Source organism: Chloracidobacterium sp. D, assembly GCF_018304685.1.
In the GTDB taxonomy this organism is placed as follows: domain Bacteria; phylum Acidobacteriota; class Blastocatellia; order Chloracidobacteriales; family Chloracidobacteriaceae; genus Chloracidobacterium; species Chloracidobacterium thermophilum.
The window spans coordinates 2,594,099-2,616,119 of the sequence record NZ_CP072634.1 but is presented as its reverse complement, the minus strand read 5'-3'; the positions used below and the strand labels follow the sequence as shown (position 1 = coordinate 2,616,119).

Genomic DNA, 22,021 nt, shown 5'->3' with positions numbered 1-22,021 from the left:
CTGCGTGGCATCTTTCAGAGCCTTGCCAGTTCTGTGCGCGGGCGGTGCGCCCCCAGGAGAAACGTCATGGCCCGTAAACGTTCGACGCTGCCGCCCCTCACCGTTATTTCCCCGGCAGACACGGCACCGGAAAAGCCCAAGCCGGCACCCCGGAAAAAAGTCCTCACTATTCAACGTCTGGACAATGAACCCACGCTCCGGTTATTGCCCACACCGGAGTCGCCTCCACCAACGGCAACACCTGCTGCGGCCCGGTTACGCCGTCGGTCCAAGCCACGCAACCTCCTGCCTACCGTCACCTCAAGTGGCTGGATGGCCGCCCTGGCTGACCGCTTGGTGGACGCTGAGGTGGATGCCAAGATGCGCCAGATTCCAACGGCGGTCAACGAGTATGGCTATGACTCCTGGGGACTGCACCCCGGAACAGCACGCTACGGATATTCCCTGTTTGCACGGCTCTACCGGCATTACTGGCGGGTACAAACCTACGGCATCGAGCATGTCCCTCCGGGACGTGTGTTGCTGATTGGCAACCATAGCGGGCAACTGCCCATTGATGGGGCCATGGTGGCGGTCGCCATGCTGCTTGAAGCCAATCCCCCCCGGCTGTGCCGTGCTATGGTGGAGCGGTGGTTCACCACAATGCCTTTGCTGGGCACCTTGCTTCAGCGCAGTGGTGCTATTGTTGGCGACCCACTCAACTGTGAGCGCCTGCTTCAGAAAGGCGAGGCCATTCTGGTTTTCCCGGAAGGTGCGCGCGGCTCCGGCAAGGTCTGGAAAGACCGCTACAAACTCGTCCGGTTTGGGCTGGGTTTTATGCGGCTGGCGCTGGCTACCAACACGCCCATTGTTCCCTTTGGCGTAATTGGCGGCGAAGAACAGGCCCCCAGTTTTGTGGACTGCAAACCGCTCGCCAGGCTGCTCGGCATGCCGTATTTCCCCATTACGCCGACCTTCCCCTGGCTGGGTGTGTTGGGGATGATTCCTTTTCCGACCAAATATCGCATCTACTTCGGCGAACCGCTCATCTTTCGCGGCGACCCGGATGACCGCGACGAGGTCATTCAACGTAAGGTGGACCGGGTCAAACGCGAAATTCGTCGCCTCATTGATCGCGGTCTTGAAGAGCGCGAAGGCATCTTTTTTTGACGTTCCCTCCAGGAACGTAAGACACCTTGGTTAGCCTCTGCACAGCACACCCATGACCGACACCAAAAAACACGTTCTTGTTGTGGATGATGATGCCGATGTCCGTGAACTGCTGACTGAACTGCTGACCCACGATGGCTATGAAGTGACCGCCGTGGAGGATGGCATCGGCGCGATGATGCTGCTCAAAAAGCGTGTCCCGGACCTGATCATCCTCGATGTCATGATGCCGGTGATCGACGGAACACACCTGATCGAGGTCATTCGCGCTGCCGACAACCCGGAACTATGGCAGGTGCCGATTCTGATTTGCTCGGCGTCCGAGAAGATTGATGAGGTTCTGGCTTCGTCGGAATTCAACCTTGCCCCTGAAGACTGCGTGCGTAAACCTTTCGAGATAGCCGATCTGTTGCGCCGGGTGGCAGACCGGACGGGACGCGCCTAGCCAAGGCAACAGGGTTGGGCAACTCGGAGGTGACTTTCATGGGCTGGCTTTCTTTCTTTGGAAAAAAAGACCCCACACCCAAACGTAAGACCCGCGCCCTGGCCGATTTGAGCGCCGGAGACACAATCGTTCTTTCCCCGACGAGTCCGCTTCCGGGCCGGTGGGTCATTGACAAAGCCCATCGCTTTGTGGACATCGGGCAACAAACTCTGGTGTTCTGGCAGTTTGAAGTCACGGATGGCGAACGGCGTCATTTCATCGAGGTTCATCAGCCCAACCCTCAAGACACGACCGGCCGCGCCGTGGTTTCCTTTCCCCTTGATCCGACCGAGTATGGCGAGGTCGAAGCGTTGGAACTGGACCCGGAATCACCGCCGGAGCAACTCACCTGGCGCCAGCGGGATTACCAGCTCGTAGCCGCGCGCAATCTGCGGTTCTACCGCAACACAGGCGAACACCCACGCGACATGCTGCACCTGGAATATGCTACCGAAGCCGGCCGGCGAACGCTGACCTTCGAGTTTTGGTCGCGTACCGGGACGCCGGTCACGTCGGAGGGTCTCTGCCTGCTGCCCGACGAAATCGAATGAGTTGGTTGTGGCGGTGAGCCTCGACCGCCTCTCCTGAGAGCACTCTCACCCGGAATGCAAGGAAACCTCCACTGGGTTGCGGTTCCTTGCTTCGCTTGGAACAAGGTAGTAGTCTCCAATCCCGCATTCCTGTCCCATCCCGATAGGAGGTATCCGTGAGTCAGGACTTGGAACTGCTCATCGCTCTACAGGAAACAGACCGTCAACTGGCTGAGTGTCAGACCAAAACCCGTCAGTTCGCTGCCGAACGTCAAAGGATTGAATCCGAGTTTCAGCAACAGATAGCTGCCTTTACAGCCGCCCAGACCAATCTTGATGCTGTCCGTCGTCGCCTCCGTGACCTCGAAAGCGATCTTGCGCATTTCCAGTCCCTGTTTGCCAAATATACGGCGGACCTTCAGCGCGTCCGCAATCAACGCGAATACGAAACGGCCATCCGGGAAATAGATATGGCCAAAAAATCTGTGGCGCAGTGCGAGTCCAGAATTGCTGAAGCCCGCGCCGAAGCGGCCAAACTCGAAGCCGAAGTCGCTCTACATGCTCCCGAAATTGAAAAGCGCCGGGCTGAAACCGATGCCGCCTTGGCCGAAAATGCCCGGGCTGAGGCTACCTATCTGGCGGAAGTCGAACAGATCCGTGCTCGACGGCGCGAAATGGAGGCCAAGATTTCAAAAACGTGGCTCACCAACTACACCCGCGTGGCCAAACTCCGGGGCGGACACGCCTTGGCGCAGGTCATCAATGGCACTTGTTCGGCCTGCCGGATGCGGCTGCGTCCACAGGTCTATAGTCTGGTGCGGCAGGGAATTGGTATCCACACCTGTGACAGTTGCGGACGCATTCTCTTCTACCGCCCGGAAGGGAGTGCGACAGCCTCTGCCGAACAGGTTGCTGCAGCAGGCGCCGACTCCTGACACGGACGGAACCATAACACCGGACGGGGCAAGCCTTATGAGCGCGGACCTCTCCGGCTGCGCAGGCAGGAACTGACCCGGCGGTGAAAAGGGGGAAGTCGTGTTCGAGCGATTTTTGAGAGCGCTTTTCACCACGGCCTTTATCGGCATTGGGCTGCTCATCGTCTTTGCCGTCACGGCCTGGATGAGCGGCTGGCAGATGCCGGCACTCACTCCGGGGCTGGCACTCGACATCGGCATGGGTGTCGTTTGCCTGATATGGCTGTTGCTCATTCTGACCGTTCCATGGGACATCCACTTCCAGGCCAAATCCGTCCAGTTCGAGCTGGAGCGCTCGCGTGAGGCCGGGCTGACCGTCAGTGACGAGCGGTTGGCTTACGTCAAACGGACGCAACGTACGACGCTCTGGGTGGCCCTTGGGCTGCACGTGCTTTCAGCCCTCGTCATTGGCGGACTTGCCTATTTCACCCGTGGCAGCGTGGGATACTGGTTTGCCGGGTTCTACCTGGTCACGATGGTCTTTCGTCCGTTTGGCGCGGCGTATGACTACCTGCACCGCAAGCTGACGGACATCGGCGAAGAAGCCCGGTTTCCACGCGACGACACCCTGAAGCTCAAACATGACCTCGCGGAGGTCAAGGCTGAGTTGGGGGAACTCCGCAGCCAGGTCAAACAGATTGCCGACGAGTTGGCGACTCTGGCCACCAGCAGCGCCAAAACGCACCAGGATATTCTCGCCCTTCAGCACACCATTGAGCGTGCTGAGCAGTCCTTCAAAAGTCGGATTGGCCAGATGAGCGATGAAATCGAGCGGACTCTGACCCGTACCTTTGACCAGCAGGACATCGTCAACGGACTGCGCGCCTTTGCCCGTCTCATCAAATCAGCCTGAGCCGTTGTGACCTGCCGACCTGGGCTTACAGGACCTGAGCCACGGAAAGTGGCCACCGGCCAGCTTGGTCATCCGATTTCTTCGAGCAGGGCCGGCATCGCCTGCTCCAGCAGCCACAGGGCATAGCCGACATTGGACTCACGCGCCAGAACGAGCACCAGAAAGTAGTTCTCTGGAAACAGTTTCAGGATACAAACGGCCTCGTCGTACGTGCAGACAATAGTACGGATGTTTTCCAGCAGGCTTCGCAGTCCAAACCGGCGGTAGTTGCCCACGGTAATGCCGTGGTAGGCTGCCAACAAGGGCAGCGTTTCAAAGTCGCCGACAGTCTGACGAAAGACAATTTCCCCGTCATCGGCGAGGAAGGCCCACCCACGTGCTCCCTCAATCCGGTCGAGCACGCCACGCATGATGGTCTCGAAAGACATACTTGGTCGAACGGAACGGTCTGGGTACAAACTCGGTGTGTCGTTGCACGCTACCCATGTAGCTGCCCGGCGTCAAATGACCCTGCGGAAACCTGGCCGATTTGGCTCCAAGTCTCATTCAATTGTCTGCTACCAAACACATCCTTGGCGACGATGTCCATACCGTGTTGTTCCCCGTTGGCGGTTCCCCACCCTACAGGACAACAGCCGGAAGTTTTTTCAATGAAAGTATTGAAAAAACTTCCCGTCTTGCACTAGCTTCACGCCATCGGCAGTATCCGGCAGTCGGAGTGACGAACGCCGGAAGAACTAGCGTGCCGGGGTTCTGCCACTTCTGACGACTCAACTTCCCTGAATGAGGTACCAAGCAATGGCATCGGTTGAAGACAAGTATCCAGACAACGTACCTGGGATGTTCTACGTGGACACCCAGTGCATTGACTGCGACGTGTGCCGCGATACGGCACCCAACAACTTCACGCGCAACGACGATGGTGGCTATTCCTACGTTTACAAACAGCCTGAAAACGATGAGGAAATGGAGCAGTGCATGGAAGCCATGGATGCCTGCCCGGTGGAAGCCATTGGCAACGACGGCGCTGAGTAAACCCACCTGCACTTGATTTCAACGGCCGTTGCCTGAACACAGGTAACGGCCTTCATTTTTGCCAGCGTTTTCGCTAAACAGGCCGGCGTGAGGTCACAAGCGCCTATGTCTGCTGCCCGTCCTGATAGTCTGTCGTCCCACTTGCGGTTGGAAGCCCTCGACAAAGCCCATCTCTGGCATCCCTTCACACAGATGCAGGGATGGCAGGCGACACGCCCGCTCATCATTGAACGTGCCGAGGGCTGCTACCTCTACGATCTTGAAGGCCGGCGTTACCTGGATGGGGTATCCAGTCTGTGGGTGACCACTCATGGACACCGCACTCCTGAACTCGATGCCGCCATCCGCCACCAGCTTGACAAGGTGGCACACACGACGCTTCTGGGCCTGACGCATCCACCGGCCATCGAACTGGCCGCCAGACTGGTGCAGCTTGCACCGTCTGGTCTTACCAGAGTGTTTTACTCGGACTCCGGTTCGACGGCTGTCGAGGTCGCCATCAAAATGGCTTTTCAATACTGGCGGCAGCGCTCAGACCCACGCCCACGGAAGACGAAGTTCATTCACCTGCGCGAGTCTTATCACGGTGATACGGTGGGAGCGGTCTCCGTCGGCGGGATTGCGCTCTTCCATGACCTGTACCGTCCGCTGCTGTTTGAGACGCTGACAGTGCCGGAGCCGCACTGCTATCGCTGCCCGCTGAAGCTTGAACGTCCAGGCTGTGGGATGGCCTGTGCGGAGGAACTGGGACGCATCCTGTCTGAGCACGCCGATGAAATTGCCGCAGTCATTATTGAGCCGGTCATGATGGGCGCGGCTGGCATGCTGGCCCAACCTGATGGCTACGTCCGGCGGGTGCGCGAGCTGTGTACGGCCTATGACGTGCTGCTGATATGTGATGAGGTGGCCACCGGCTTTGGTCGCACCGGCTGGATGTTTGCCTGTGAAGCCGAGGGCGTTGCGCCTGACCTGTTGTGCGTCGCCAAAGGGCTGACAGGCGGTTACTTACCGCTTGCCGCAACGCTGACTACAGAAGCTATCTACGCCGCTTTTCTGGGTGAGGCTGGGGAGTTCAAGACGTTCTTTCACGGGCATACCTACACGGGCAACCCGCTCGCCTGTGCCGTGGCGCTGGCGAATCTCGACCTGTTTGAGCAAAACCGGACGCTTGACCACGTGCGGACAGTTGCCAATCACCTGGCCTTGCGATTGGAGGAACTACGGACGCTGCCGCTCGTGGGGGACATCCGGCAGCGGGGCCTGATGGTGGGCATTGAACTTGTGGCCGACCGCGCAGCCCGAACACCCTTTCCGCCTGACCAGCTCATGGGCTATCGCGTGACAAACCGCTGCCGTGATTACGGAGTCATTCTCCGTCCACTCGGCAATGTCGTCGTTCTGATGCCGCCACTGGCGATTTCAACCGCACAAATAGACGAACTGGTGGATGTGTTGAAAACGGTTATCCCCGAAGTGGCGCAGTCGCTGTAACTTCCAAGTCTTAGGTGCCCGCGGGGTGTCTGTTTTCGGCAGCCCACGCAGACGTGGGCGGCGACCAAAGCCCTTTCAAGAGAAAGGGAGGCAGGAAAGAGCATGACTGTGCCTACGGCTTCATCGGCGCTGGCTGACCTGGCCCGTGCCGAGCGCGACTATCGGTTTCTCGTGGCGTGTTTTCAGGAGGTTTTGTCGGAGACAGGCGCTCCAGAGCTGGCGCGGGCCCTCCCGATAGAGGAAACGGCACCTCTGCCAGAAACCTCTCATGAGCGTTTTGTTCAGGCCTGCTCGGTGGTTTTCCAACTGCTCAACATGGCCGAAGAAAATGCCGCTGCGCAAAACCGGCGGGCGCTTGAGTCCAGCGCCGGCTGTGCTGCCGAGCCGGGGCTGTGGGGCGCAGTGCTGCACAAGCTACGCCGCCAGGGACGGTCTGCGGCAGACATCCTGACGGCGCTCGCGCAGCTTCATGTCGAACCGGTTTTGACCGCCCATCCCACTGAGGCCAAGCGGGCGACCGTGCTGGAGCACCACCGGCGGCTTTACCTGCTTCTGGTCAAGCTCGAAAACTCGGTGTGGACGCCCAATGAACGCCGCGCCATCCGGGACGAGATCAAACGCGAACTGGAGCGTCTGTGGCGGACCGGTGAAATTTATCTCGAAAAACCGACGGTCGCCGACGAACTCCGCAACGTTCTCCATTACCTGACAACCACCCTGCCGGAAGCCGTTGGCTGGATGGACCGGCACTTGCTCGATGCTTGGGATGAACTGGGGATGGAGGCCGCGATGCGCCCGACAGACCCGGCACACCTGCCGCGTATCACGTTTGGCACATGGGTTGGAGGGGATCGTGATGGCCACCCGCTCGTCACCCCGGAAACGACCCGTGAGTCTCTGCACACGCTCCGCCAGGCTGCACTGCGGTTGTTCCGTTCCCGGCTGACAGAACTGGCGGCGCGGATGAGCCTTTCGGATCGCCGCCAGTCGCCGCCGGCGGCGCTGATGGCGTACCTGTCCACGGCGCGGGAAGCGCACGACCCGGTTCTCCAGTCGGCGCTGGAGCGAAACCCTTACGAGTCGTGGCGGCAGGCGGTCAACGTCATGCTGGCCCGCCTGCCAGGCGCAGAACTGGGCTGGCCGACAGCGCGCCAGCCCTACACTGCGGCATCGGAGCTGGCTGCCGATCTGCGCCTGCTGGGCGAGACGTTGCTTGCGGTTGGCGCAAAACGGTTGTGTGAATCAGAAGTCTGGCCGCTGCTCCGTCTGGTGGAAACGTTTGGATTTCACTTGGCGGTACTTGACATCCGGCAAAACAGCGCCGTGCATGAACAGGCGGTTGTCGAATGGCTCCGGGCCGCTGGCGTAGAAGCCGAATATGACCAGTGGGATGAAGCCCGCCGCTGCGCGTTTTGGGAAACGGAACTGGCCCAGACGCGACCGTTGGCCGTACTTGGCGCACCGCCTGGTGATGCCGCTGGGCGTGTGGTTGGCGCCCTGCAGGTGGCGGCTGAGTACGGCCAGCAATACGGTTGGTCAGGGCTGGGCGCGCTGATTGTGAGCATGACCCGCGCGACTTCCGATCTCCTGGCTGTGTACGGGCTGGCACGTGAAGCCGGGCTCACCATCTCCACGTCCGACGGACTGGTATGCCCGCTGCCGGTTGTTCCGCTTTTTGAAACCCTCGATGATTTGCGGCACAGCCCGGACATTCTGTCAGCTTTTCTGGACCATCCGATGACGCGCCGCAGTCTGGCCTGGATGCAGCGCCACGGACAGCCGCCTGTGCAGCAGGTCATGATTGGTTACAGCGACAGCAACAAGGACGCCGGCGCTGTCGCCAGTCTGTGGGGACTTTACCGGGCCCAGCAGGCCTTGTCGGCTGTGGCCCAGGCGCGTGGGGTACTGCTGCGCTTCTTTCACGGTCGTGGTGGCACGCCGAGCCGTGGCGCCGGCCCCACCCATCGCTTTCTCAACGCTCTGCCGCCGGAGTCAGTGTCAGGACGCCTGCGGCTGACGGAACAGGGCGAAACAATTTCACAAAAATACGCCAACCTCATCACGGCCACCTACGAACTCGAACTGCTCACAGCCGGGATGCTTGAAACCTACCTGTTGGCGCAATCCACTACGAAAACACCCCACCCCCTTGAACCGGTGCTTGACTTCCTCGCCGACGAGAGTCACCGCGCCTACCGGGCGTTGCTGGAACTACCCGGCTTTCTGGAATTTTTTGCCCACGCCACGCCGATAGACGCCATTGAGGCCAGCCGAATCGGATCGCGCCCGTCACGCCGTACCGGAAAGCGTACCCTGGCTGACCTGCGCGCCATTCCCTGGGTTTTCAGTTGGAGCCAGGCACGGTTTTTTCTCTCCGGCTGGTACGGACTTGGCACGGCGCTGGACATGCTGGCCACACACCATCCGAAGTGGCTGATGCAACTGCGCCAGGAGGCCCTGCGGTGGTATCCAACCCGGCTGCTTCTGATGAATGCCGGCAGTCAGCTTCTTTTGGCTGACGCGGCCTGGATGCAAGCCTACGCCGAGTTGGTGCCTGATACCATCGCCCGAACGACTGTGCTTTCGACCATTCTGGCTGAGTTTGAGCGGACGCGCCGTGGCGTCGAGCAGGTTTTTGGCGTACCGCTTACGGAACGTCGCCAGCGAACGGCGCTTACGATGCAGCTCCGGCGGGCCGGGCTGGCAGCACTGCACCAGCGGCAGATTGAACTCCTCAAGGCCTGGCGCGCGGCCCGCGCGGCATCGGATGACACACAAAGCGAAAGCCTGCTGGTGGATCTGCTGTTGACCATCAACGCCATTTCAAGCGGTCTCAAGAGCACCGGCTGACGTTCTGAAAGCTGCCTGCAATCACTGCCTGTTGGCACAAGGCAGGCGCTACAGGCACAGTGCCGTCCGCCAGAGGTGCTCCAGTTCTGCGACGGGTTCATCGAGCGCCAGTTCACCATCCAGCGTAACCGTGAACCGGTTGCCGCGAACAATGCCCAGCGAATGGCACGGAACCTGATGCTTCTGACAGAGCGCTTCCGCTTCCGCGCGGCGGGATGGTGCAACCACGATCAGCATCCGTCCGGGTGTTTCGCCGAACAGAAGTCCGGCCCGGGAAAGGCCAGGAGCTTCGGCTGAAAGACGTAAATCCATACCAGACAGGGCTTTACCGTGGGTAGAAAAACACAGTTCAGCAAGCGCCACCAGCAGCCCGCCGTCTGAACAGTCGTGCGCGGCTGCCCACAGGCGTTGCTGCACGCCTTCCAGAACGCAGTGCTGAAGTCGGCGTTCCGCATCCAGATTCAGCACTGGCAATGGACCGGTTATCACACCGAAGCGTCGGCGGAGGTATTCTGTGCCGCCCAAGTCTTCGCCGGTTGCGCCCAACACGTACACGGCGGCTCCTTCGTCCAGCGTGCGGGGGGTGATGACCAGCCGCACATCCTCGATGAGACCAACTGCACCAATGACCGGGGTCGGGAAGACGCCGCGCCCTTCTGTTTCGTTGTAGAGGCTGACGTTGCCGCTGACGATGGGAGTGGCGAAGAACTCTGCCGCCTCTCCCATACCAGCAATGGCCTCCCGAAGTTGCCACATCACTTCCGGTCGTTCTGGAGAGGCAAAATTGAGGCAGTTGGTCAATCCGATGGGTTCAGCACCAACGGCAACGAGGTTGCGGCACGCTTCAGCGACCGCCAGGGCTGCTCCCTGGCGGGGTTCAATAGCTACGTAGCGTCCGTTGCCGTCGAGCGTCATAGCTACAGCCTTGCGGGTTTCCTTAATGCGGATAACCGCGGCATCGGCTCCGGGCAGAACGATGGTGTTTGTGCGCACCATGTGATCGTACTGCCGGTAAATCCACTGTCGTGAAGCGATGTTGGGCGAGCTGAGCAACTGTCTCAGGTCAGCCTGGATTTGTGCGGCAGAGAGATGCCGTTCTGTAGTGGGAAATACCTGGGCCAGTTCTTTCTCCTGCCTGGCCCGGCGGTCAGCCGCATCTGCAACCCATCCGGCCGGGGGGGCAGCCGGTCGCTCATAGCGTGGTGCGCCATCAGTGAGAAAGCGGTTCGGAATGTCAGCGACGATTTGGCCGTGGTGATAGACCCGCAGCCGTTGGGTGTCGGTGACGCGCCCGATGACGACGGCTGAAAGCCCCCACTTGGTAAATATCTCCTGTACTTCCCGTTCCCGTCCGCTGTCGGCCACCAGCAGCATGCGTTCCTGCGACTCCGAGAGCATGATTTCATAAGGTGTCATGCCGGTTTCGCGCTGCGGGACATGGGACAACTCAAGGTCAATGCCGGTTCCGGCACGGGCGCCCATTTCGCAACTCGAAGAGGTCAGCCCGGCGGCGCCCATATCCTGAATGCCGACAATGCAACCGGCGCGCATGGCTTCAAGGCAGGCTTCGAGCAACAGTTTTTCGCAGAACGGGTCGCCAACCTGGACAGTCGGGCGTTTGGCAAGGGCGTTGTCGTCAAACTCAGCCGAGGCCATGGTGGCACCGTGGATGCCATCGCGTCCGGTCTTCGCGCCGACATACATGACAGGGTTGCCAATGCCGGCCGCCTTTCCCAAAAAAATCTGATCACGACGGACAAGCCCCAAGGCAAAGGCATTGACGAGCGGGTTCAGGCTGTAACAGTCCTCGAAATAGACCTCGCCGCCGATGGTTGGGCAGCCAAAGGCATTGCCGTAGTGGGCAATCCCACGTACGACACCATCCAGAAGCGCCCGGTTGCGAGGGCCGTGGTGGGGGGCATCAAGTGGACCGAAGCGCAGGGAGTTGAGCAGGGCAACCGGACGCGCTCCCATGGTGAACACATCTCGCAAAATGCCACCAACTCCTGTAGCAGCTCCCTGAAAAGGCTCGATGAACGAAGGGTGGTTGTGTGACTCAATCTTGAAGGCAATACACCAGCCTTCGCCAATATCAAGAATGCCGGCATTCTCACCGGGCCCCTGTACCACCCGTGGCCCTGTCGTTGGGAGCGTCTTCAGGTACGTCCGTGAAGACTTGTACGAACAGTGTTCAGACCACATGACTGAGAAGATGCCCAGTTCAACCAAGGTTGGTGTACGTCCCAAAAGTTGGCACAGCCGGGCATACTCCTCGGATGTCAAACGGTGAACAGCAAGAAGTTCAGGGGTGACGACCAGCGTCGCCGTTGCTTCAGGTGCAGAGGCCATGGGCCGGAAGCCTCCCGGAGGACAATAGAGGACCTGCGTCCAGATGTCGGGTTACGTCAAAGCCGCAGATTGTAGCCACAGTGGAATGCCGTGGTGAAGTGGGCGATGCATTGTAGCCAATGTTTCACGTGAAACAGCCTGCTGCTCGCTGACGGCCGGTTCACTGGCTGTCAGTCAGCCGTAGCAGCCGGTTGTAGAGCCGGTCAAGGTCTTCTGCGCTGTAGTATTCGATTTCGATGCAGCCGCCGCGTCCACGCCCAAGAATACGAACTTTCGTGCCAAGCAGTTTGGAGAGCTTGGACTCAGCAAACTTGACATTGGGATCGGTCGGATGAGGGGATCCCACAAGAACTGGCTCGCCACGCAGGACACGTTTGACAAAACGCTCGGTTTCACGGACAGATAGACCCCGCTCAATGACACCTTCTGCAACACGTCGTTGGAGCGCCTCATTTTCCAGAGCGAGCAAGGCACGAGCATGACCGGGACTGAGCAGGCGGTCTTCAACCAGTTTTTGAATGTCAGGCGGAAGCCGGAGCAGCCGGATGGCATTGGCAATAGTGGCCCGGTCTTTACCCAGCCGGGTGGCGACCTGTTCTTGGGTCAGCCCCAGTTCGTCCATCAGGCGGCGGTAGGCTTGAGCCTCCTCGATAGGCGTCAGGTCTTCGCGTTGGATGTTTTCAATCAGCGCCAGTTCGAGCAGTTGTCCATCAGGGACTTCCCGCACCACGGCCGGAATACGGTGCAATCCTGCCCGTTGGGCGGCCCGCCACCGACGTTCGCCGGCAATAATCTGGAAGTTTTCGCCCTGTGGTCGTACAACAATGGGCTGGAGAAGTCCATGTTCCCGGATGGACTGTGCCAACTCCTCAAGTTTTCCTTCGTGAAACGTGACGCGCGGTTGCTCCAGGTTGGGTAGAATGCGCTCGATGTCGAGTTCGAGCAGGGTTTCACTGGCGGGTGGCGTACGTTCAGGAAGCAGCGCGCTCAGTCCGCGTCCAAGCGCCCTTCTGGTTGTCATGCGAGATGACCTCCTTGGCGAGTTGTAGGTAGGCATTTGCCCCCCGCGACTTGATGTCGTAGAGAATGATGGGCTTCCCGTGGCTTGGCGCTTCGGCCAGTCGGATGTTGCGGGTGATGACCGTCTCGAAGACCTGTTTGCCGTAAAAATCCCGTAAATCGGCCATAACCTGGTTGGAAAGATTCGTCCGCTCATCGAACATCGTAAGCAGAAACCCCTCGATAGCCAGAGTTGGGTTGAAGCTGCGCCGGATGCGCGCCAAGGTATCGAGCAACTCCGATACACCCTCCAAGGCAAAGTATTCGCACTGGATCGGCACCAGGACGGAGTCGGCGGCACTGAGGGCATTGATGGTCAACAATCCCAGGCTGGGCGGGCAGTCAATGATGATGTAGTCGTACTGCTGCCGATGGTTTTCAAGCACCCGGCGCAGGACGAATTCACGTTCTTCGAGGTTGACGAGTTCAACTTCCGCTCCGGCTAGGTTGCGGTCGGCTGGCACAACCTGGAGTGCTGGCAGTTCTGTGGGTTGAATGATGTTGTGCAGCGGCTCATCCAGAATGAGGGCGTGGTAGAGCGTGCGCCGCAGCGTACCACGCCGGATACCGACACCACTGCTGGCATTGGCCTGCGGATCGGCGTCCACGAGGAGCGTCCGCTGGTCGTTGACAGCCAGGCTTGCCGCCAGATTGATGGCTGTCGTTGTCTTGCCAACGCCGCCTTTCTGGTTGGCAACGGCGATGATTTTCCCCATGCCGTCCCCCTTGTTCGTGCTGAAAATGTGAAACGTGAAACACCTGGCAGCGACTTCTGGCTTCCGCCGGTTTTCGCTGTAACCGTTTGGCTGCTCCTGTCAGCTACCTGCATTGGTTGCTTGGAGCGGCATTGTAGCGCAGACGCAGAAAGACCGTAAAAGGATTAGTTGATGCGGCGGACGAGCAGGACAACCACGCGCCGGTCTCCCGTCGGGAGCAGATGGTGTTGGCGCAGTTCCCAGGCCGGAGGCAAACGGCTGGTTAATGCCCAGGCGTCTTCCTGTCCGAACCAGAAGGCAGCGCTCGCAAAAGGAGGCACGCGCAAAAGCCGTGGCAGACGGCGCGGGCCATCCTCGACGGCCCGCGCCAGGATACCGCACGTTTCACGTGAAACATCAACTCCGCAGGAAAGCAGCGCCCGTACAGCGGTGCCCGGTTCGATGTCACCGGCAAACACCTGAACCCGCCTGCCAAGATCAAGTTCAGCCACACAATGGCGGAGAAACGCCGCTTTTTTGGGACGCCGTTCGGTGAGAACGAACTGCCAGTCCGGGCGTGCAATGGCCAGAACAAGTCCCGGAAAACCACCGCCGGAGCCAATGTCCATCCACCGGTCCGGTAAATCAGGAGCCGTCAAACACGGCAGCACCGCCAGAACATCGAGGTAATGCCAGCGAACAGCCTCGACCGGAGCTATCAACCGGGTCAGATTGAACTGATTGTTAGCCTCACCAAGCAGACGGTAATGGGTGACGAGTGCCGCCACCTGTGTGGCATCCATGGCTATCCCGTGGTCTGCCAGTGCCGCAGTCAGCCGTGACTGAAACAATGGCACATCCCGATCTGCAACGAAGGGCAGGCGTTGTGGACCTGTTGGTGAGACGTCTTCCAGTAGGGTGTGGGTTTCATCGGCCATGGTGAGCGCAGTACCAGGTGTAGGTCGCCGCAATTCCCTCGCGCAGATGAATCTGCGCCCGCCAGCCCAGGGCATGCAGCCGGGAAACATCGAGCAGTTTGCGCGGTGTGCCGTCAGGTTTTGCCGTGTCGTAAACAATGTCGCCCGCGTAGCCTACAATGTCACGAATCAACATCGCCAGTTCGCCAATGGAGATGTCTTCGCCGACGCCGACATTAATTGGTTTGTCGTCTTCGTAGTGTTGCATGAGAAACAAGGCTGCATCCGCCAGGTCATCCACGTGGAGAAACTCCCGGCGTGGTTTCCCGGTGCCCCATACGGTAACGGTCGGCGCATTGGTCAGCTTGGCTTCGTGAAACTTCCGCAGCAGCGCCGCCAGAACATGCGACGAAGTCAGGTCAAAGTTGTCGCCCGGACCATACAAGTTAGTTGGCATCAATGAGATACCATTGAAACCATACTGTTTCCGGTAAGCTTTGACCATAGTCAGTCCGGCAATCTTGGCCACAGCATAAGGCTCGTTGGTCGGCTCCAGAATACCCGTCAGAAGGCAGTCTTCCGGCATCGGCTGGGGTGCAAACTTGGGGTAAATGCACGAAGAGCCAAGAAACAACAGCTTCTGGACATTCGTCCGGCGAGCTGCCTCAATGATGTGCGTCTGGATGAGAAGATTGTCCCGGATGAAATCTCCACCGTAGGTGTCATTCGCCAGGATGCCGCCGACCTTGGCTGCCGCCAGAAAGACATACGCCGGACGTTCAGCGGCAAAAAAGGCTTCAACTTCCATCTGCCGTGTCAGATCAAGTTCTGCCCGCGTCCGCAGAAGCAGGTTCGTATAACCCTCTGCGCGGAGTTTGCGCACGATGGCTGAACCGACCAGTCCCCGGTGGCCGGCGACATAGATTTTGGCATCTTTCTCCATAAGCAAGTCCCTTTGTTCAGGTGGAAGCGCGCACAAGGGCTTCGCGGCGTGCCAATTCCAAATCGTGGTCAACCATCCGGGCAACAAGCGCCGGGAAGGAAACCTGTGGTTGCCAGCCCAAATGTTGCCGCGCCTTGCTGGCATCGCCAAGCAGGTGATCGACTTCCGTCGGACGAAAATACCGTGGGTCAATCTCGACGTAATCCCGCCAGTCGAGTTCCACCCGGGCAAATGCCGCCTCAAGGAACTCCCGCACCGAGTGGGCCTCGCCTGTGGCGATGACGTAGTCATCTGGAGTTGCCTGCTGGAGCATCCGCCACATGGCTTCGACATAGTCACCGGCAAAACCCCAGTCCCGCTTGGCGTCGAGGTTGCCCAGGTAGAGTTTTTTCTGAAGCCCGTATTTGATGCGCCCGACGGCGCGCGTAATCTTGCGCGTCACAAAAGTCTCGCCCCGCCGTTCACTTTCGTGATTGAAGAGGATGCCGTTACAGGCAAAGAGACCATAGGCTTCGCGGTAGTTGACGGTGTACCAGTAGGCAGCCACCTTGGCCACGGCATAGGGACTGCGGGGGTAAAACGGTGTGGTTTCACTCTGCGGTGGCGGGGCCGCGCCAAACATTTCCGATGAACCGGCCTGGTAGTAGCGGATCGGCTTGCCGGTACGGGCTACGACATCGCGTACGGATTCCAGCAGCCGCAACGTTCCGGTGGCCACGACATCACCAGTGTACTCCGCCTGCTCGAAGGATACCTTGACGTGTGACTGCGCGGCGAGGTTGTAGATTTCATCCGGCTGGACGGCCTCAAGGATGCGGCGCAGGCTGGTACTGTCAGCCAGATCGCCATAGTGGAGGGTGAGTTGACGCAGTGGGTCATGCGGATCACGGTACAGGTGATCAATGCGTCCCGTAGAAAACGAACTGCTGCGCCGAACGATGCCGTGGACGTTGTAACCCTTGGCGATCAGCAACTCGGTCAGGTAGGAGCCGTCCTGTCCGGTGATGCCTGTAATCAGTGCGACTTTATTCATCAGTGAAATTCCCGTGGGAAACTTGTGTGGGCCCTTCATCCGTACCACATCAGACCGGATATGGCTGCGCAGGGGTGTTTTGTCAAGCGGATAGCCAGCTTTGGATGATGTTTTGGGTTGACTTTCCGGGGTGTTTTCGGCCAGCATGGCACGTGCTGGCTGCGGTCAGTCCTTGTTGGGAGATCGTTCAATGGTAGGACATCTGGCTCTGGACCAGAGTATCGGGGTTCGAATCCCTGTCTCCCAGCCAATCTTCCTTGTGCAAAACGGATGCCAACCGGCATCCGTTTTTGCTGTTCTGATGGCGCCTGATAATGTCAAAGGGTGGCCGTCAGGCTGCCGGCGCTCCCGATGCTGGGCTTTCAGTGCTGAGCGCCCCTCCAACTCTGGAAATCCCCACCTCTGGGAAAGGGCTGTGTAGCGTTCCCCTCGCCTGCCCGCCCTCCCGTGATATGAGGCATAACCGTGAATTCTTCCAACAATTCCTTTGATGTGGTGATTATCGGCGCCGGGCCGGGTGGTTATGTGGCGGCCATTCGGGCCGCACAGCTTGGGCTGAGCGTGGCTCTTGTCGAAAAAGACAGGTATCTGGGCGGGACGTGCCTGCTGCGTGGCTGCATTCCCACCAAGGCCCTGCTTGAGAGTGCAACCATCTATGAGCAGTCCAAACACGCGGCTGACTATGGCGTGATTGTGTCGGATGTCAAACTCGATTACGAAGGCGTACGGAAATACAAGCACAAAATCGTGCTCAAGTCGGCCAAGGGCGTCGAGTACCTGATGAACAAAAACAAGGTCAAGGTCTTCAAAGGTTTTGGCTTCATTGAAGACCCCCACACCGTCAGCGTAACCAACGGTGACACAAAGGAATACCTGAAGGCGCGGTTCATTCTGGTGGCAACAGGTTCCGTACCCCGTGACATTCCACTCTTTCCGACCGATGGTGTGCGTATCATCAACAGCGACCACGCCCTGGAGATGACGGAGCTGCCGGCTTCCATCGTCATTCTTGGAGCTGGTGCTGTGGGCGTGGAGTTTGCCTCCGTCATGACGCGCTTTGGCGTTGAAACGACACTCGTCGAAATGCTGCCGCGCGTTTTACCCATTGAAGACGCCGCTATCAGCGCTGAACTGGAACGGGCGCTGCGGGCGCAGAAAGTCACGGTCAAAACCAACACCAGGTGCGAAGCCGCTGTGGTCAATGAACAAGGCGTAGCGGTGACGCTCGTGGATGGACAGGGTGAACGCACCACGTTGCAAACCGAAAAACTGCTGGTGGCCGTCGGACGCCGCCCCATCAGCGATGGAATTGGCCTTGAAAACACCAGGGCGGTCGTCGACAAGGGCGGTTACATTGTGGTCAACAGTTTTCTCCAGACGGCAGAGCCAAGTGTGTATGCTATCGGCGATGTCATCAACACCCCGTGGCTGGCCCACGTGGCCTCGGCAGAGGGCATTGTGGCCGTCGAGCACATGGCCGGACACACCACCGAACCCATCAACTATGACCGGGTGCCAAGCTGTACGTACTGCGAACCAGAAGTCGCCAGCGTCGGCCTGACCGAAGCCAAGGCCCGCGAACGAGGCTACGAGGTCAAGGTCGGCTCCTTCCCCTTTGCCGCCAGCGGCAAGGCACGGATCCTGGGACAGACGGAAGGTATGGTGAAAATTGTCAGTGACGCGAAGTATGACGAAATCCTGGGTGTCCACATCATCGGCCCCCGCGCCACAGAACTCATTGCCGAAGCCTGTGTCGCGCTCCGTGGTGAACTGACAACCGAAGAACTGATGCGCACCATTCACGCCCATCCAACCTTGTCAGAGTCGGTTATGGAGGCGGCACATGGAGTTTTGGGCAGCCCCATTCACATCTGATGCCTAACCCTCAGACAACCACCTGGCCAGTGCAGGTTCATTGAAGACGCCATGCCGCCACGGCAAGCCATTTGGGAGACAACGGTAAGGCCGTTCCAGGCCCCCTACGCATGACCACTGGATTTCTGTCACTCATTCTGCATGCCCACCTGCCGTTTGTGCGGCATCCAGAGTACCCGGAATTTCTGGAGGAAGACTGGCTCTACGAAGCTATCAGTGAAACCTACGTCCCGCTGCTGTTCGTTTTCGAGAACCTGCACCGGGCTGGGGTGCGCGTCCGACTGACCATGAGCTTGACGCCGCCGCTGTGCGAAATGCTCGTGGATGATCTTTTGCGCGAGCGGTACGTCCGGCACTTGGGCAAACTCGTTGAGCTGACCGAAAAGGAAATCGTTCGCACCCAGGGCACACCCTTCGCACCGGCGGCACAGGCGCACCACGAACACTTCCGGGCCGTCCAAAACCTGTATGAAAACGTCTATCGCCGTGATCTGATTGGCGCTTTCCGGCGATTGCAGGATGAAGGCGTACTGGAGATCATCACCTGCTGCGCAACGCACGGATTTCTGCCGCTGATGCGTTATGAATCGGCGCGGCGGGCGCAGATTCGGGTTGCCGTGCGTAACTACGAAAAGCACTTCGGTCGGTCACCCTCCGGCATCTGGCTGGCCGAATGCGCTTACGAACCGGGCATTGATGCGCTGCTGGCCGAAGTCGGTTTGCGCTACTTCATTGTGGACTCACACAGCATCATGTTCGGTTCGCCGCGGCCGGCGCGGGGTATTTTTGCCCCAACCATCACCCCTTCGGGCGTCGCGGCCTTTGCCCGTGATGTGGAAACCAGTGAGCAGGTCTGGAGTTCACTGGTCGGCTACCCGGGCCATCCCAACTACCGCGAGTTTTACAAAGACCTGGGCTATGAGGCCGACTACGACTACATCAAGCCCTACCTGCACGCGGATGGGGTGCGGCGCAACATCGGCATCAAATACTTTCGCGTCACGGGCAAGGTGGACCTGCACCACAAGCAGCCCTACATACCGGCCTGGGCCACCGAAACCGCGGCCGAGCACGCCGGACACTTTCTCGCTTCCCGGCAGGCCCAGATGCGCCACCTGCGGACGGTCATCGGGCGTGCTCCGTTGGTGGTCTCGCCCTACGACGCTGAGCTGTACGGTCACTGGTGGTACGAGGGACCGCAGTTTCTGGACTTTCTCATTCGCAAAATCCACTTTGACCAGGATGAGGTCGTTCTGGCGACGCCGAGCGACTACCTGCAGATGTTTCCCCACAACCAGCCCCAGGTGCCATCGGCTTCGTCGTGGGGCGCAGAGGGTTACAACCGGGTTTGGCTCAACCGGGATACGCAGTGGATGTATCGCCACCAACACCAGGCCGAGCGACGCATGGAAGAGCTGGCCCAGCGGTTTCCCACACCGCCCAGCCTGCTTGTGTACCGGGCGCTCAATCAGGCGGCACGGGAGCTGTTGCTGGCACAGTCAAGCGACTGGGCCTTTATCATCACCAACAAAACCATGGTCCAGTATGCCGAGAAGCGCTTTCGTGACCACATCCACCGCTTCACCCGCCTGTATGAAATGCTCACCAGCGGCGCGGTGGATGAAGACTGGCTGGCCGAAGTGGAAAAACGTGACACGATTTTCCCGGAGATGGACTACCGGGTTTATGCGCGCTGAAAAGGCAACCCTGCGTGGACGGCCTTGTGTGAGCTGCAAAATCGCGTCATGGGGTGCGTTATAAGAATTGACGCGCTTTTACTTGTTGTCACCGACACGCAACACAGCCAAGAAGGCTTCCTGTGGAATATCCACACGCCCGACTTTTTTCATCCGCTTTTTCCCTTCCTTCTGCTTTTCGAGCAGTTTCTTTTTGCGCGTAATGTCGCCGCCGTAGCACTTGGCAAGTACATTCTTGCCCATAGCCTTGACGGTTTCACGGGCAATGACCCGGTTTCCAATGGCCGCCTGAATGGGAACCTCGAAAAGTTGCCGCGGGATGAGTTCCTTCATCTTCTCGACAAGAGCGCGTCCGCGGGCATAGGCGTTATCGCGGTGAATAATGAGCGACAGCGCATCCACCTGCTCACCGGAAACAAGCACATCGAGTTTGACCAAATCGGCCGGCTCGTAACCTTTCAAATGATAGTCGAGCGAAGCGTAGCCACGTGAAACGGACTTCAGCCGGTCGAAGAAGTCAAGGACGACCTCCAGCAGGGGAAGGTCGTAGGTCAGCATGACGCGCTTTTCACCAATGTAGTCAAAGCCACGCTGAACACCGCGCTTTTCATCAAGGAGTGCCAGGATTGGCCCCAGGTAGTCATCCTGCGTCATGATGGTGGCGCGGATGATGGGTTCCTCGATGCGTTCGATCTTGGACGGGTCGGGCAGTTTGGAAGGGCTGTCAATGGTGATTTTCTCGCCGTTGGTCAGATAGACATCGAAACGGACGCTGGGCGCAGTGGTGATGAGGTCAAGGCCGAACTCCCGTTCAAGCCGTTCCTGGACGATTTCCATGTGGAGCAGTCCAAGAAAGCCACAGCGGAAACCAAAACCAAGGGCGGCGGAATGTTCCGGCTCGTAGAGGAACGAAGAATCATTGAGGCGCAGCTTGTCGAGCGCGTCGCGCAGGTCTTCGTACTGATCGCTTTCAACCGGGTACAGCCCGGCAAAGACCATGGGCTTGACTTCCTGGAAGCCAGGCAACGGCTCGGCGGCCGGGCGTGCCGCTTCGGTCACTGTGTCACCGATGCGCACGTCGGCGACGGTTTTGATGTTGGAGAAGAAAAAGCCGACTTCTCCGGCGCCCAGTTCGCTGATTTCGCGCATTTTGGGCGTCATGACGCCGACGCCCTCCACTTCGTAGTCGCGGCCGGTGGCCATGAAGCGGATTTTCATCCCTGGGCGCAGCACGCCGTCCACGACGCGGACAAGTACGATGACGCCTTTGTAACTGTCAAACCAGGAATCAAAAATGAGTGCCTTGAGCGGGGCATCCCGGTCACCTTGCGGAGGTGGGATTCTTTCCACAATGCGTTCAAGAAGCTCATCCGTCCCCACGCCGGTCTTGGCACTGGCAAGAACAGCATATTTGGGGTCAAGCCCAATGACCTGCTCAATCTGGGACAGCACGCGCTCCGGTTCGGCCGATGGCAGGTCAATCTTGTTGATAACCGGGAACATTTCGAGATTGTTTTCGAGCGCCAGGTAGGCGTTGGCGAGCGTCTGGGCTTCGACGCCCTGGGTGGCGTCCACAACAACGAGCGCGCCTTCGCATGCGGCCAGCGAGCGCGAGACTTCGTAGCTGAAGTCCACGTGGCCGGGCGTGTCAATGAGGTTCAGGACGTAGTCTTCACCATTGCGCGCGCGGTAGTTGAGGCGTACGGCGTGGGCTTTGATGGTGATGCCGCGCTCCCGTTCGAGGTCCATGGCGTCGAGAACCTGTTCGGCCATCTCACGCTGGGTCAGGGCACCGGTGCGTTCAAGCAGGCGGTCGGCCAGCGTGGATTTGCCATGATCAATGTGGGCGATAATGGAGAAATTGCGAATGTGCTGAATATCCATGAAGCGTACAGACCTGACACAGGATCGGGAGTTGGGGCAACGATAGCACGCACCGGCCCTGCGTTTCACGAATCGCCGCCAGTCGTGGAAAGCCGCGGGTGGCGAAAGTTTGGCCGGCTCTGGCGTGCCGGACAGCCGGCTTTTCACAGAAAAACATGGCGCGGAAGCCTCTGCCTGTTAGCAATTGGCGGTTAGCCGCCAGT

At 59.2% G+C, this 22,021-nt stretch carries 18 protein-coding genes and 1 tRNA gene; 11 read left to right on the top strand and 8 right to left on the bottom strand.

Annotated elements, in window-relative coordinates; genetic code table 11:
* Positions 1 to 66: 66 nt before the first annotated feature.
* From J8C01_RS11125 to J8C01_RS11105, 5 genes are all read left to right on the top strand, one after another.
* Positions 67 to 1,149: a lysophospholipid acyltransferase family protein gene (locus J8C01_RS11125; RefSeq protein WP_249355452.1), complete on the top strand. Its 1,083-nt coding sequence runs from the start codon at positions 67 to 69 to the stop codon at positions 1,147 to 1,149.
* 52 nt (positions 1,150 to 1,201) lie between these two features.
* Positions 1,202 to 1,594, top strand: a complete 393-nt coding sequence (locus tag J8C01_RS11120) for a response regulator (RefSeq protein WP_211431949.1) — start codon at positions 1,202 to 1,204, stop codon at positions 1,592 to 1,594.
* Between the two features lie 38 nt (positions 1,595 to 1,632).
* A complete protein-coding gene (locus J8C01_RS11115; protein ID WP_014100718.1) occupies positions 1,633 to 2,184 on the top strand; it encodes a hypothetical protein in 552 nt (183 codons plus the stop codon).
* Positions 2,185 to 2,339: 155 nt separating this feature from the next.
* A complete protein-coding gene (locus J8C01_RS11110; protein ID WP_014100717.1) occupies positions 2,340 to 3,098 on the top strand; it encodes a zinc ribbon domain-containing protein in 759 nt (252 codons plus the stop codon).
* Between the two features lie 100 nt (positions 3,099 to 3,198).
* Positions 3,199 to 3,990, top strand: a complete 792-nt coding sequence (locus J8C01_RS11105; protein WP_211431948.1) for a hypothetical protein — start codon at positions 3,199 to 3,201, stop codon at positions 3,988 to 3,990.
* 68 nt (positions 3,991 to 4,058) lie between these two features.
* Here the strand turns inward: J8C01_RS11105 and J8C01_RS11100 are convergent, their stop codons facing one another.
* The gene (locus J8C01_RS11100; protein WP_014100715.1) at positions 4,059 to 4,418 is read right to left on the bottom strand and encodes a roadblock/LC7 domain-containing protein; all 360 of its coding nucleotides are present in this window, start codon (positions 4,416 to 4,418) and stop codon (positions 4,059 to 4,061) included.
* Positions 4,419 to 4,788: 370 nt separating this feature from the next.
* Here J8C01_RS11100 and J8C01_RS11095 point away from each other — a divergent pair, with 370 nt between their 5' ends.
* The 3 genes from J8C01_RS11095 to J8C01_RS11085 all read left to right on the top strand — a co-directional run bounded on the left by J8C01_RS11095 (position 4,789) and on the right by J8C01_RS11085 (position 9,366).
* Positions 4,789 to 5,025, top strand: a complete 237-nt coding sequence (locus J8C01_RS11095; protein ID WP_014100714.1) for a ferredoxin — start codon at positions 4,789 to 4,791, stop codon at positions 5,023 to 5,025.
* Positions 5,026 to 5,130: 105 nt separating this feature from the next.
* Complete coding sequence (gene bioA / locus J8C01_RS11090) at positions 5,131 to 6,516, top strand: adenosylmethionine--8-amino-7-oxononanoate transaminase (RefSeq protein WP_211431947.1); 1,386 nt, start codon at positions 5,131 to 5,133, stop codon at positions 6,514 to 6,516.
* Between the two features lie 102 nt (positions 6,517 to 6,618).
* On the top strand, positions 6,619 to 9,366 hold the full coding sequence (locus J8C01_RS11085) for a phosphoenolpyruvate carboxylase (protein ID WP_211431946.1): 2,748 nt from the start codon (positions 6,619 to 6,621) through the stop codon (positions 9,364 to 9,366).
* 48 nt (positions 9,367 to 9,414) lie between these two features.
* Here J8C01_RS11085 and purL read toward each other — a convergent pair whose 3' ends face one another.
* From purL to gmd, 6 genes are all read right to left on the bottom strand, one after another.
* Positions 9,415 to 11,715, bottom strand: coding sequence for a phosphoribosylformylglycinamidine synthase subunit PurL (purL, locus tag J8C01_RS11080; protein WP_211431945.1), 2,301 nt, complete (start codon positions 11,713 to 11,715; stop codon positions 9,415 to 9,417).
* Positions 11,716 to 11,875: 160 nt separating this feature from the next.
* Complete coding sequence (locus J8C01_RS11075) at positions 11,876 to 12,736, bottom strand: ParB/RepB/Spo0J family partition protein (protein WP_014100710.1); 861 nt, start codon at positions 12,734 to 12,736, stop codon at positions 11,876 to 11,878.
* Positions 12,687 to 13,490 (bottom strand): ParA family protein, encoded by an 804-nt coding sequence (locus J8C01_RS11070; protein WP_211431944.1) that lies wholly within the window; start codon positions 13,488 to 13,490, stop codon positions 12,687 to 12,689. The genes J8C01_RS11075 and J8C01_RS11070 overlap by 50 nt, the downstream gene beginning before the upstream one ends.
* A gap of 164 nt (positions 13,491 to 13,654) precedes the next feature.
* Entirely contained in the window at positions 13,655 to 14,272 is a 618-nt protein-coding gene (locus J8C01_RS11065; protein WP_211431943.1) for a 16S rRNA (guanine(527)-N(7))-methyltransferase RsmG, read from the bottom strand.
* Positions 14,273 to 14,396: 124 nt separating this feature from the next.
* On the bottom strand, positions 14,397 to 15,329 hold the full coding sequence (locus J8C01_RS11060; protein WP_014100707.1) for a GDP-L-fucose synthase: 933 nt from the start codon (positions 15,327 to 15,329) through the stop codon (positions 14,397 to 14,399).
* Between the two features lie 16 nt (positions 15,330 to 15,345).
* Positions 15,346 to 16,362, bottom strand: coding sequence for a GDP-mannose 4,6-dehydratase (gene gmd / locus J8C01_RS11055; RefSeq protein ID WP_041569931.1), 1,017 nt, complete (start codon positions 16,360 to 16,362; stop codon positions 15,346 to 15,348).
* A gap of 176 nt (positions 16,363 to 16,538) precedes the next feature.
* Here gmd and J8C01_RS11050 point away from each other — a divergent pair.
* The 3 genes from J8C01_RS11050 (at position 16,539) to J8C01_RS11040 (ending at position 19,934) form a co-directional block, all read left to right on the top strand.
* Positions 16,539 to 16,612, top strand: a tRNA-Gln gene (locus tag J8C01_RS11050).
* Positions 16,613 to 16,827: 215 nt separating this feature from the next.
* Positions 16,828 to 18,237 (top strand): dihydrolipoyl dehydrogenase, encoded by a 1,410-nt coding sequence (gene lpdA / locus J8C01_RS11045; protein ID WP_211431942.1) that lies wholly within the window; start codon positions 16,828 to 16,830, stop codon positions 18,235 to 18,237.
* A gap of 110 nt (positions 18,238 to 18,347) precedes the next feature.
* The gene (locus J8C01_RS11040; protein WP_014100704.1) at positions 18,348 to 19,934 is read left to right on the top strand and encodes a glycoside hydrolase family 57 protein; all 1,587 of its coding nucleotides are present in this window, start codon (positions 18,348 to 18,350) and stop codon (positions 19,932 to 19,934) included.
* Positions 19,935 to 20,012: 78 nt separating this feature from the next.
* Here the strand turns inward: J8C01_RS11040 and lepA are convergent, their stop codons facing one another.
* A complete protein-coding gene (gene lepA / locus J8C01_RS11035; protein ID WP_014100703.1) occupies positions 20,013 to 21,818 on the bottom strand; it encodes a translation elongation factor 4 in 1,806 nt (601 codons plus the stop codon).
* Positions 21,819 to 22,021: the final 203 nt, after the last annotated feature.

What these genes read in the sequence shown, in the direction of transcription:
- J8C01_RS11125 (WP_249355452.1), top strand. Translation starts at nt 67, where the DNA reads ATGGCCCGTAAACGTTCGACGCTGCCGCCCCTCACCGTTATTTCCCCG.
- J8C01_RS11120 (WP_211431949.1), top strand. Translation starts at nt 1,202, where the DNA reads ATGACCGACACCAAAAAACACGTTCTTGTTGTGGATGATGATGCCGAT.
- J8C01_RS11115 (WP_014100718.1), top strand. Translation starts at nt 1,633, where the DNA reads ATGGGCTGGCTTTCTTTCTTTGGAAAAAAAGACCCCACACCCAAACGT.
- J8C01_RS11100 (WP_014100715.1), bottom strand. Translation starts at nt 4,418, where the DNA reads ATGTCTTTCGAGACCATCATGCGTGGCGTGCTCGACCGGATTGAGGGA.
- J8C01_RS11095 (WP_014100714.1), top strand. Translation starts at nt 4,789, where the DNA reads ATGGCATCGGTTGAAGACAAGTATCCAGACAACGTACCTGGGATGTTC.
- bioA (WP_211431947.1), top strand. Translation starts at nt 5,131, where the DNA reads ATGTCTGCTGCCCGTCCTGATAGTCTGTCGTCCCACTTGCGGTTGGAA.
- J8C01_RS11085 (WP_211431946.1), top strand. Translation starts at nt 6,619, where the DNA reads ATGACTGTGCCTACGGCTTCATCGGCGCTGGCTGACCTGGCCCGTGCC.
- purL (WP_211431945.1), bottom strand. Translation starts at nt 11,715, where the DNA reads ATGGCCTCTGCACCTGAAGCAACGGCGACGCTGGTCGTCACCCCTGAA.
- J8C01_RS11075 (WP_014100710.1), bottom strand. Translation starts at nt 12,736, where the DNA reads ATGACAACCAGAAGGGCGCTTGGACGCGGACTGAGCGCGCTGCTTCCT.
- J8C01_RS11070 (WP_211431944.1), bottom strand. Translation starts at nt 13,490, where the DNA reads ATGGGGAAAATCATCGCCGTTGCCAACCAGAAAGGCGGCGTTGGCAAG.
- J8C01_RS11065 (WP_211431943.1), bottom strand. Translation starts at nt 14,272, where the DNA reads ATGGATGCCACACAGGTGGCGGCACTCGTCACCCATTACCGTCTGCTT.
- J8C01_RS11060 (WP_014100707.1), bottom strand. Translation starts at nt 15,329, where the DNA reads ATGGAGAAAGATGCCAAAATCTATGTCGCCGGCCACCGGGGACTGGTC.
- gmd (WP_041569931.1), bottom strand. Translation starts at nt 16,362, where the DNA reads ATGAATAAAGTCGCACTGATTACAGGCATCACCGGACAGGACGGCTCC.
- J8C01_RS11040 (WP_014100704.1), top strand. Translation starts at nt 18,348, where the DNA reads ATGACCACTGGATTTCTGTCACTCATTCTGCATGCCCACCTGCCGTTT.
- lepA (WP_014100703.1), bottom strand. Translation starts at nt 21,818, where the DNA reads ATGGATATTCAGCACATTCGCAATTTCTCCATTATCGCCCACATTGAT.